The organism is Variovorax sp. Varisp46, assembly GCF_059491885.1.
Genome location: NZ_CP168515.1, coordinates 3,705,012 through 3,713,841, shown reverse-complemented (window position 1 = coordinate 3,713,841; position 8,830 = coordinate 3,705,012). Strand labels below are relative to the sequence as shown.

Sequence of the window (8,830 nt, the reverse complement as noted above, 5' to 3'; positions counted from 1 at the left end):
CCTCAGATCGTGCGCACCGGATACCGGTGGTGATACCAGGTCGCCAGCCCCGTGATCGCCAGCGACACCGTCAGGTACGCCGCGCTCGCGAACGCGAAGGACTCGAAGCTGCGGAAGGTCGCGCTCTCGACCTGGCCGGCCTGGTACATCAGCTCGGCCACGCCGATCACGGTGGCGATGGAGGTGTTCTTCCAGAGGCTCAGCGTCTGCGAGATCAGCGGCGGGACAGTCACGCGCAGCGCCTGCGGCAGCACCACGCCGCGCATGGTGGCGAGGTAGCTGAAGCCCATCGCGCGGCCGGCCTCGAACTGCACCGTGGGGATCGCGCGGATGCCGCTGCGGATGTCCTCGGCCATGAAGGCCGCCGTGTACAGCGACAGCGCGATCACCGCGCTGTAGGCCTCGATGTGCCCCGCGTAGAGCCATTGCTTGATGCCTTCGGGCAGCAGCTCGGGCGCGCCGAAGTACCAGAACAGCATGTGCGCGAGCAGCGGGATGTTGCGGATCGACTCGACGTACGCGAAGCCGAGCCAGCGCAGCGGTGCGAAGGGCGAAAGGCGCAGCAGCGCGACCACCAGCGCGAGGGGCAGCGCCAGCACCAGCGCGGCCGCGAGCAGCTGCAGCGACAGCAGCAGGCCCGCGACCAGCATGTCGTGGTACTTGCCGGTGAGCAGCAAGGAATAGTCGAACAGGGGCATGGGGGGCGACAGTATCACTGCCGCAGGGGGTCTTGGCTCCCTCCCCCGCTGGGGGAGGGTTGGGGTGGGGGCACGGCGGCGCCTGGAAAGACGCGGCACTCATGCGGAGGCCGCATGCCCCCATCCCTACCTTCCCCCAGCGGGGGAAGGAGAAACACCGAACTCAGTCGATCTTGTCGGTCTCGAGCTTGAAGTCGCGCGACTGGAAGCCCGAGGCCGTGTCCGGGCCGTACCACTTGATGAAGATCTTCTGCGCCTCGCCCGACTTCTCGAGCTCACGCAGCGTGTCGTCCACCACGGCCTTCAGGCCGCTCTCGCCCTTCTTGATACCGATGGCCAGCGCCTCGGTGCTCAGGTTCTGCTTGAGCACCACGTACTGCGCCTTCTGCGGGCCGAGCTTGGCGTAGCTGCGCAGCAGCGCGGCCTCGTCGTCCACATAGCCCACGCCCTTGCCCTGCTGCAGCGCCTGGAAGGCCTGCTGGCTGGTGTCGAAGGTCACGACCTCGACGTTGGGCACGGCCTTGCGGATGTTGGGTTCCTGCGTGCCGCCGCGGATGGTCAGCACCTTCTTGCCGGCGAGCTGCGGCACCTCGGTGATGCCGCTGTCCTTCTTCACGATGGCCTTCTGGCCGGTGACGAAGGTGGTGAGCGAGAAGTCGATCTGCGCCTCGCGCTCCTTGTTGTGCGTGAGGCCGGCGGCGACAAGGTCGACGTGGCCCTGCTGCAGTTCGGGAATGCGCGCGGCCACGGCGATCTGCTTGAGCACCGGCTTCACGCCGATCTTCTTTGCAATGGCGTTCGCCAGGTCGACTTCGTAGCCGACGATCTGGCGCGTCTTGGGGTCGACGAAGGTCGCGGGCTCGTCGGTGCCGAGCACGCCGACGACCAGCTCGCCCTTTTTCTTGATGTCGGCCAGCTGGTCGGCGTGGGCGAGGGTGCCGAGCAGGAAAGTGGAAGCCGCGAGGGCCGCGGCGGCGATCAGGTTCAAGCGCATGTTCTTCTCCTTGGTGGAAAGCAGAGGGGCGGGACCATATCAATAAAACCGCTGATTATTAAATCGTCAATCGACATATGCATATGGTCAAGCGGAAGGCCGTCCTGGCGGGCTGGGTTAAATTCGCGGCGCGAAAACACGCTTCCGGCGCCTTCCTTCCGGCCCCTCCCGCTTCCCTCCAGCATCTCTTCGAGCGAGATCCTCATGATCATCAAACCCCGCGTGCGCGGCTTCATCTGCGTCACCACCCATCCCGCCGGCTGCGAAGCCAACGTCCGCCAGCAGATCGAGTACGTCAAGGCCAGGCCCGCCATCGAGGGCGGCCCGAAGAAGGTGCTGGTGATCGGCGCATCGACCGGCTACGGCCTCGCGGCGCGCATCACCGCCGCCTTCGGCTGCGGCGCCGACACGCTGGGCGTCTTCTTCGAGCGCCCCGGCAGCGAGGCCAAGCCCGGCTCGCCCGGCTGGTACAACACCGCCGCCTTCGAGCGCGCGGCGCACGCCGAAGGCCGCTATGCGAAGAGCATCAACGGCGACGGCTTTTCCGACGCGGTGAAGCAGCAGGTCATCGACACCATCCGCGCCGACCTGGGGCAGGTCGACCTCGTCGTCTACAGCCTGGCCGCGCCGCGCCGCACGCACCCGAAGACCGGCCAGGTCTTCAACTCGGTGCTCAAGCCCGTGGGCAAGGCCGTGAACCTGCGCGGCCTCGACACCGACAGCGGGGCCGTGAAGGAAACGGTGCTCGAAGCCGCGACGCAGGAAGAAATCGACAACACCGTGGCCGTGATGGGCGGTGAAGACTGGCAGATGTGGATCGACGCGCTGCAGCAGGCCGGCGTGCTGGCCGACGGCGCGAAGACCACGGCCTTCACCTACCTGGGCGAGCAGATCACGCACGACATCTACTGGAACGGCTCCATCGGCGCGGCCAAGAAGGACCTCGACCAGAAGGTGCTGGGCATTCGCGCACGACTGGCTGCCAAGGGTGGCGACGCGCGCGTGTCGGTGCTCAAGGCGGTGGTCACGCAGGCCAGCTCGGCCATTCCGATGATGCCGCTGTACCTGTCGCTGCTCTTCAAGGTGATGAAGGAGCAGGGCGTGCACGAGGGCTGCATCGAGCAGGTGCACGGCCTCTACGCCGAGAGCCTCTACGGCAGCGCCCCGCACATCGATGCCGAAGGCCGCCTGCGCGCCGACTACAAGGAGCTGGCGCCGCAGGTGCAGTCCCGCGTGCTCGAACTGTGGCCGCAGGTGACCAAGGAAAATCTGTACGAGCTCACCGACTTCGCGGGCTACAAGACCGAGTTCCTGCGGCTCTTCGGCTTCGCCGTGGAGGGCGTGGACTACGAGGCCGACGTGAACCCCGATGTGGGCATTCCGGGCATCGTGCAGCTCTAGCAGGCCCCTCAAGGGATACTCCCGCCCATGCAGATACAAGAAAAGCCGCCCGCCGGCACGCCCTTCGACTGGATCGGCGGCGAACCGAAGGTGGAGGCGCTGGTCGAGCGCTTCTACGACCTGATGGACCTCGAGCCCGCGTATGCGCAATTGCGCGCCGTGCACGGCACCAGCCTCGACAACGCGCGCCAGCGCCTGTTCTGGTTCCTCTGCGGCTGGCTCGGCGGGCCGCAGCACTACACCGACCGCTTCGGCCATCCGATGCTGCGCGCGCGCCACCTGCCGCAGAGCATCGGCGGCCACACCATCGGCATCAAGGAACGCGACCAATGGCTGGCCTGCATGGACCAGGCGATGGGCGAGACGGGTGTGCCCGAGGACTTGCGCGCAAGGCTGCGCGACTCCTTTTTCAAAACCGCCGACTGGATGCGCAACCGCGGCGAGTGACCGACCCCACAACGATTCCGAAAGACGTTTCTCTCATCATGAATTCCATCGTCATCATCGGCGGCGGCCACGCCGCGGCCCAGCTCTGCGCCGGGCTTGCCGAAGCGGGGCAGGGCGCGCGCGTGCACCTCGTGTGCGAAGAGGCGTGCGAGCCGTACCACCGCCCGCCCCTGTCCAAGGCCTTCCTGAAGAGCGCGGAGGAAACCACGCAGCCGCACAAGGCCGCCGACTGGTACCGCGAAGCGGGCATCGCGCTGCACCTGGGCGACGCGGCCGTGGCGATCGACCGCGAGGCGCGCACCGTCACGCTGCGTTCGGGCGCGGTGCTGCCGTGGGAGCGCTTGGTGCTGGCCACCGGCACGCGCGCACGCCAGATGCCCGACCTGAAGCCGGGCCTCGAAAACGTCGCGAGCCTGCGTGCCGCCGAAGAAGCGCACCGCCTGCGCGAGCGGCTTGCATCGGCCGAGAAGGTGACCGTGCTCGGCGGCGGCTTCATCGGGCTCGAGGTGGCGGCCACCGCCAAGGCGCTCGGCAAATCGGTGCAGGTGATCGAAAGCGCGCCGCGCCTGCTGGGCCGGGCCGTCTCGCCCGAGCTGTCGGCGCATGTGCTCGCCACGCACCGTGCGGCCGGCATCGACATCGTGCTCGGTGCGCAGACCGGTGCCTTCGAAGTGGAAGGCGACCGGCTGGTGTCGATCCAGGTCAACGGCGTGAAGCAGCCGGTCGACCTGCTGCTGCTCGGCATCGGCGCCGTGCCCGAGACGGCGCTCGCACAGGCGGCCGGCATCGAATGCGCCGACGGCATCGTGGTCGACGGCCACATGCAGACCAGCGCGGCCGGTGTGCTCGCGGTGGGCGACTGCACGCGCTTCCCCGACCGCCGCGCGGGCCGCGCGCTGCGGCTCGAGTCGGTGCAGAACGCCAACGACCAGGCGCGCACCGCGGTGGCCACGCTGACCGGCGCGGCGCGTGCGCACGACGCGGTCGCGTGGTTCTGGTCCGACCAGGGCGGCATGCGCCTGCAGATGGTGGGCCTGATGCCGGCCGAAGGCACGCCGGGCCTCGTCAGCGTTCGCCGCGCGGGGCCGAAGCCCGATGCGTTCTCGCTGTTCCACTACGTCGATGGGCAGCTCGTGTGCGTGGAGTCGGTGAACGCGCCGGTCGACCACATGATGAGCCGCAAGCTGCTTGAAGGGGGGCGTAGCCCTGATGCTGCGGCGGTGGCGGATGCATCGGTTCCGCTGAAGAATCACTTGGCGTAAGCCGGCTGCGTTTCCTGCTCCCTCCCCGCCGGGGAGGGTAGGGGCGGGGGCACGACCGCGACGGATGAGGGGAGGGCCCGTGCAAAGGCCGCGAGCCCCCATCCCAGCCTTCCCCCGAAAGGGGAAGGAGCAAGGCAGAAAGCGTCAGCGCCGCGCGGGCGCCAGCAGCACGACGAGGGCGCCGGCGCCGCCTTCCGCGGGCTTGGCCTGCACGAACGCGATCACCTCGTTCTTCTGGATCAGCCAGCGCTGCGCCTTGGTCTTCAGCACCGGCTGCCTGCCTGGCGAACCCAGCCCCTTGCCGTGCACCACGCGCACGCAGCGCAGCCCCTGCTTGCTGGCGTTGCGGATGAAGCCGCCGAGCGCCTCGCGCGCCTCGTCGCTGCGCAGCCCGTGCAGGTCGACCTGCCCCTGGATCGCCCATTCGCCCTTGCGCAGCCGCGCCGTCACGTCGGTGCCGATGCCGGGCCGGCGAAAGCTCATGGCGTCGTCCACGTCGAGCAGCGTGGTCACGTCGAACTCGTCGGAGAGCGACTCGCGCAGCACGCGCTGCTCGTCGAGCTGGTGCTGCACCGGGATCGGTGCCGGCGGCAGCGGCGCAAGCGGCACTGCGGCCTTGCGGCGCAGCGGCTCGGTGGCGCCGATGGCGCGTGCAAAGAGGTCTTTCTCGGCGGCGAGCTTGCGTTCGGCCGCGGCCTTTGCGACCGCCTCGGCGGCTTCGCGCTCACGGGTTTCGGCGAGCGTGCGCTGCACCTGCTTGAGGTCGGCGAGGTTCTTGAGAGACGGGGCGCGTGCGGCCATCAGAGCACGCCCTTCTCGGCCATCGAGAAGCTCTGTCCGGGGCTCACGATGATGTGGTCGAGCACCCGCACGTCCACCAGCGCCAGCGCGGCGCGCAGCGTCTGCGTGAGCGACTCGTCGGCGCGCGAGGGCTCGATGTTGCCGCTGGGGTGGTTGTGCGCCAGCACCACCGCCGCAGCCTGGTGGTGGATGGCGCGCGTGACGACCTCGCGCGGATAGACGCTGGTCTGCGTGAGCGTGCCGCGGAACATTTCCTCCAGCGCGATCATGCGGTGCTGCACGTCGAGGAACACCACCGCGAACACTTCGTAGGGGCGCGAGCCGATGTGCAGCTGCAGGTACTGCTTGACCGCGTCGGGCGAGTCGAACACCGTGCGCTCCCTGAGCCTTTCGCCCATGGCGCGGCGCGCCAGTTCGAGCACCGCGATCAGTTCGGAGCGCTTGGCGCTGCCGCCCATGCCCTTGATGGTCTTGAGCTCCTCGGCGCCGGTGTGCAGCAGGCCCGAGAGGCCGCCGAAGCGCTCGAGCAGCTGCTGCGCCAGCTGCAGCACGTTCATGCCCGCCACGCCGGTGCGCAGCAGCAGGGCCAGCAGCTCGGCGTCGGCCAGCGCGGATGCCCCTCGCGAGATGAGTTTTTCGCGGGGACGGGCGTCGAGAGGGAGATCCTTGAATGCCATGAAACCCTGGGGTGAAACCTTGGCGGAGCCGGGTGAAGTCCCGGTCCTTAAAATGAGGTCCAGTTTATCGGGACACCCACCTTGTCTTTGCCCACCTCCGCTGCCCCCATGTCCCAACTCGTGACTTCCGGCTCCTTCCTGACCCTGCACTACCGGCTGGCCGGCCCGGCGGGCGACATCATCAACACTTTCGCCGACAAGCCCGCGACCCTGTCGCTCGGCACCGGCGAGCTTTCTCCGGCCATGGAGCAGCGCCTGATGGGCCTGGAAGAAGGCGCGCATGCCACCTTCGAGCTGCCCGCCGGCGAGGCCTTCGGCGAGCGCAACCCCGACATGCAGCAGTGGGTGGCCAGGAAGCTGCTCGCTCAGATGGGCGACCCCGACGAGCAATACGCCACGGGCGACGTCGTGCAGTTCCCCACGCCCGACGGCACGGGCAGCTACGCGGGAGCGGTGATCGAATCGAATGACACGGCGGTGCGCTTCGACTTCAACCATCCGCTGGCCGGCCAGCCCGTCACCTTCGAAGTGAAGCTGATCGGCGTGCTATGAACCCCGACATCTCGGAAGTCATCCTTGCCGAACCGCGCGGTTTCTGCGCGGGTGTCGATCGCGCCATCGAGATCGTCGAGCGCGCCATTGCCAAGTTCGGCGCACCGATCTACGTGCGCCACGAGATCGTGCACAACACCTACGTGGTGAACGAGCTCAAGGCCAAGGGCGCGATCTTCATCGAGGAACTGTCCGACGTGCCGCCCGGCGCCACGCTGGTGTTCAGCGCACACGGCGTGAGCAAGGCGGTGGAGCAGGAGGCGCGCGACCGCGGCTTCGAGATCTTCGATGCCACCTGCCCGCTGGTGACCAAGGTGCACGTCGAGGTCGCCAAGCTCGCGAAGGAGGGCTTCGAGTTCATCATGATCGGCCACAAGGGGCATCCCGAGGTCGAGGGCACGATGGGCCAGCTCAGCAGCGGCATTCACCTCGTCGAGGACGTGGCCGACGTGGCGAAGGTCTCGCCCTCGCAGACCGAGAAGCTCGCGGTGGTCACCCAGACCACGCTGAGCGTGGACGACGCGGCCGAGATCGCCGCCGCCGTGCGCACGCGCTTTCCGGCCGTGCGCGAACCCAAGCAGCAGGACATCTGCTATGCCACCCAGAACCGCCAGGACGCGGTGAAGATCATGAGCCCGCAGGTCGACCTCGTGATCGTGGTCGGCAGCCCCACCAGTTCCAACAGCAACCGGCTGCGCGAACTGGCGCAGCGGCTGGGCACCGAGAGCTACATGGTCGATTCGGCCGAAGAGCTCAAGCCCGAGTGGTTCGAGGGCAAGACGCGCATCGGCCTCACCGCCGGCGCCTCGGCCCCCGAGGTGCTGGTGCGCGAGGTGATCGAGCGCGTGCGCGCGTTCGGCGCGGTGTCGGTCCGCAAGATGGACGGCATCGAGGAAACCATCAAGTTTCCGCTGCCCAAGGGGCTCAAGCTCGACGACATTCCCCCTCCAGGACATATCTCTTGAACGACAAGAAAACCTTCGACTGGCGCTCTGAAATAGATAGCGCTTCCCGCAGGCTGAGCGAGCGTGCCGGCCACTTTCTGCGCGAAACCCCGCTATGGAAGCTGCCGGCGGCCGCCTTCGGCGTCGCGGCGCCGGGCGCCGAGATCTGGCTGAAGCTCGAGCACATGCAGGTCAGCGGCAGCTTCAAGGCGCGCGGCATGATGAACCGGCTGCTGGCCAACGACATTCCCGACAGCGGCGTGGTCGTGGCCTCGGGCGGCAATGCGGGCATCGCCACGGCGGCCGCGGCGCGCGCTCTGGGCGTGCCTTGCCAGGTGTTCCTGCCGGGCGTGTCGCCTGAGGCCAAGCGCGCGCGGCTGCGTGCGCTGGGCGCGGAAGTGGTCGTCGTCGGCGAGCTGTACCCCGATGCGCTGGCCGCCTGCCTGACGCGCCAGAAGGAATCCGGCGCCTTGCTCACCCACGCCTACGACCAGCCCGAAGTGGTGGCCGGCGCGGGCACGCTCGGCCGCGAGATCGAAGAGCAGGGCGGTCTTCCCGATGCGGTGCTCGTGAGCGTCGGCGGGGGTGGGCTGATCGGCGGCCTCGCTGGCTGGTTCGAGCAGCGCGCCCGTGTGGTGGCACTCGAACCCGAAAAGGCGCCCACGCTGTTTCGCGCTCGCGAGGCCGGAGAGCCGATCGACGTGGAGGTGGGCGGCATCGCGGCCGATTCGCTCGGGGCGCGCCGCATCGGCGCCATTTCGTGGGAAATCACGCAGCGGCAGGTGCGGCACGCCCTGCTGCTGTCCGATGAATCCATCCGCGCCGCCCAGCAGTGGCTGTGGAAAGAGCTGAAGCTGGCAGTGGAACCGGCCGCCGCGCTGCCGCTGGCCGCGCTGCAGACCGGCGCTTACGCGCCGCGCGCGGGCGAGAAGGTCTGCCTGATCGTCTGCGGGGCGAACGTCGACCCCGCGACGGTCGCCTGAGAGTCGAAGGCGGCCGCCGCCGGGCCGCCCCAAGGCGAGCCGCGCCTCCCCCTCGGGGGGGCAAATTACAC

The 8,830-nt window shown here is 68.6% G+C and carries 10 protein-coding genes; 6 read left to right on the top strand and 4 right to left on the bottom strand.

Features of this window, described 5'->3' with window-relative positions:
• Positions 1 to 2 precede the first annotated feature (2 nt).
• Positions 3 to 698 (bottom strand): amino acid ABC transporter permease, encoded by a 696-nt coding sequence (locus tag ACEN9N_RS17460; protein ID WP_007839265.1) that lies wholly within the window; start codon positions 696 to 698, stop codon positions 3 to 5.
• 163 nt (positions 699 to 861) lie between these two features.
• A complete protein-coding gene (locus tag ACEN9N_RS17455) occupies positions 862 to 1,692 on the bottom strand; it encodes an ABC transporter substrate-binding protein (protein WP_495654157.1) in 831 nt (276 codons plus the stop codon).
• Between the two features lie 204 nt (positions 1,693 to 1,896).
• Between ACEN9N_RS17455 and fabV the strand changes: the two genes are divergently transcribed.
• From fabV to ACEN9N_RS17440, 3 genes are read left to right on the top strand one after another with little or no spacing between them, the layout of a single operon-like run.
• Positions 1,897 to 3,093 (top strand): enoyl-ACP reductase FabV, encoded by a 1,197-nt coding sequence (gene fabV / locus ACEN9N_RS17450; RefSeq protein ID WP_413315735.1) that lies wholly within the window; start codon positions 1,897 to 1,899, stop codon positions 3,091 to 3,093.
• A 27-nt stretch (positions 3,094 to 3,120) separates the two neighbouring features.
• Positions 3,121 to 3,540: a group II truncated hemoglobin gene (locus ACEN9N_RS17445; protein WP_007839268.1), complete on the top strand. Its 420-nt coding sequence runs from the start codon at positions 3,121 to 3,123 to the stop codon at positions 3,538 to 3,540.
• Between the two features lie 38 nt (positions 3,541 to 3,578).
• Positions 3,579 to 4,802, top strand: coding sequence for an NAD(P)/FAD-dependent oxidoreductase (locus tag ACEN9N_RS17440; protein ID WP_495654156.1), 1,224 nt, complete (start codon positions 3,579 to 3,581; stop codon positions 4,800 to 4,802).
• A gap of 144 nt (positions 4,803 to 4,946) precedes the next feature.
• Here ACEN9N_RS17440 and ACEN9N_RS17435 read toward each other — a convergent pair whose 3' ends face one another.
• Positions 4,947 to 5,603 (bottom strand): Smr/MutS family protein, encoded by a 657-nt coding sequence (locus tag ACEN9N_RS17435; RefSeq protein WP_495654155.1) that lies wholly within the window; start codon positions 5,601 to 5,603, stop codon positions 4,947 to 4,949.
• Positions 5,603 to 6,280 carry a RadC family protein gene (gene radC / locus ACEN9N_RS17430; RefSeq protein ID WP_007839271.1) on the bottom strand — a complete coding sequence of 226 codons (678 nt, stop codon included), beginning with the start codon at positions 6,278 to 6,280 and terminating at the stop codon, positions 5,603 to 5,605. Before radC ends, ACEN9N_RS17435 begins: the two co-directional genes overlap by 1 nt.
• A 108-nt stretch (positions 6,281 to 6,388) precedes the next feature.
• On the opposite strand from radC, the gene ACEN9N_RS17425 reads away from it, so the two are divergent.
• From ACEN9N_RS17425 to ACEN9N_RS17415, 3 genes are read left to right on the top strand one after another with little or no spacing between them, the layout of a single operon-like run.
• Positions 6,389 to 6,832, top strand: coding sequence for an FKBP-type peptidyl-prolyl cis-trans isomerase (locus ACEN9N_RS17425; RefSeq protein WP_413335521.1), 444 nt, complete (start codon positions 6,389 to 6,391; stop codon positions 6,830 to 6,832).
• The gene (ispH, locus tag ACEN9N_RS17420; RefSeq protein ID WP_007839273.1) at positions 6,829 to 7,797 is read left to right on the top strand and encodes a 4-hydroxy-3-methylbut-2-enyl diphosphate reductase; all 969 of its coding nucleotides are present in this window, start codon (positions 6,829 to 6,831) and stop codon (positions 7,795 to 7,797) included. Before ACEN9N_RS17425 ends, ispH begins: the two co-directional genes overlap by 4 nt.
• Complete coding sequence (locus ACEN9N_RS17415) at positions 7,794 to 8,759, top strand: threonine/serine dehydratase (RefSeq protein WP_413315734.1); 966 nt, start codon at positions 7,794 to 7,796, stop codon at positions 8,757 to 8,759. The genes ispH and ACEN9N_RS17415 overlap by 4 nt, the downstream gene beginning before the upstream one ends.
• Positions 8,760 to 8,830 lie beyond the last annotated feature (71 nt).

What these genes read in the sequence shown, in the direction of transcription:
- ACEN9N_RS17460 (WP_007839265.1), bottom strand. Translation starts at nt 698, where the DNA reads ATGCCCCTGTTCGACTATTCCTTGCTGCTCACCGGCAAGTACCACGAC.
- ACEN9N_RS17455 (WP_495654157.1), bottom strand. Translation starts at nt 1,692, where the DNA reads ATGCGCTTGAACCTGATCGCCGCCGCGGCCCTCGCGGCTTCCACTTTC.
- fabV (WP_413315735.1), top strand. Translation starts at nt 1,897, where the DNA reads ATGATCATCAAACCCCGCGTGCGCGGCTTCATCTGCGTCACCACCCAT.
- ACEN9N_RS17445 (WP_007839268.1), top strand. Translation starts at nt 3,121, where the DNA reads ATGCAGATACAAGAAAAGCCGCCCGCCGGCACGCCCTTCGACTGGATC.
- ACEN9N_RS17440 (WP_495654156.1), top strand. Translation starts at nt 3,579, where the DNA reads ATGAATTCCATCGTCATCATCGGCGGCGGCCACGCCGCGGCCCAGCTC.
- ACEN9N_RS17435 (WP_495654155.1), bottom strand. Translation starts at nt 5,603, where the DNA reads ATGGCCGCACGCGCCCCGTCTCTCAAGAACCTCGCCGACCTCAAGCAG.
- radC (WP_007839271.1), bottom strand. Translation starts at nt 6,280, where the DNA reads ATGGCATTCAAGGATCTCCCTCTCGACGCCCGTCCCCGCGAAAAACTC.
- ACEN9N_RS17425 (WP_413335521.1), top strand. Translation starts at nt 6,389, where the DNA reads ATGTCCCAACTCGTGACTTCCGGCTCCTTCCTGACCCTGCACTACCGG.
- ispH (WP_007839273.1), top strand. Translation starts at nt 6,829, where the DNA reads ATGAACCCCGACATCTCGGAAGTCATCCTTGCCGAACCGCGCGGTTTC.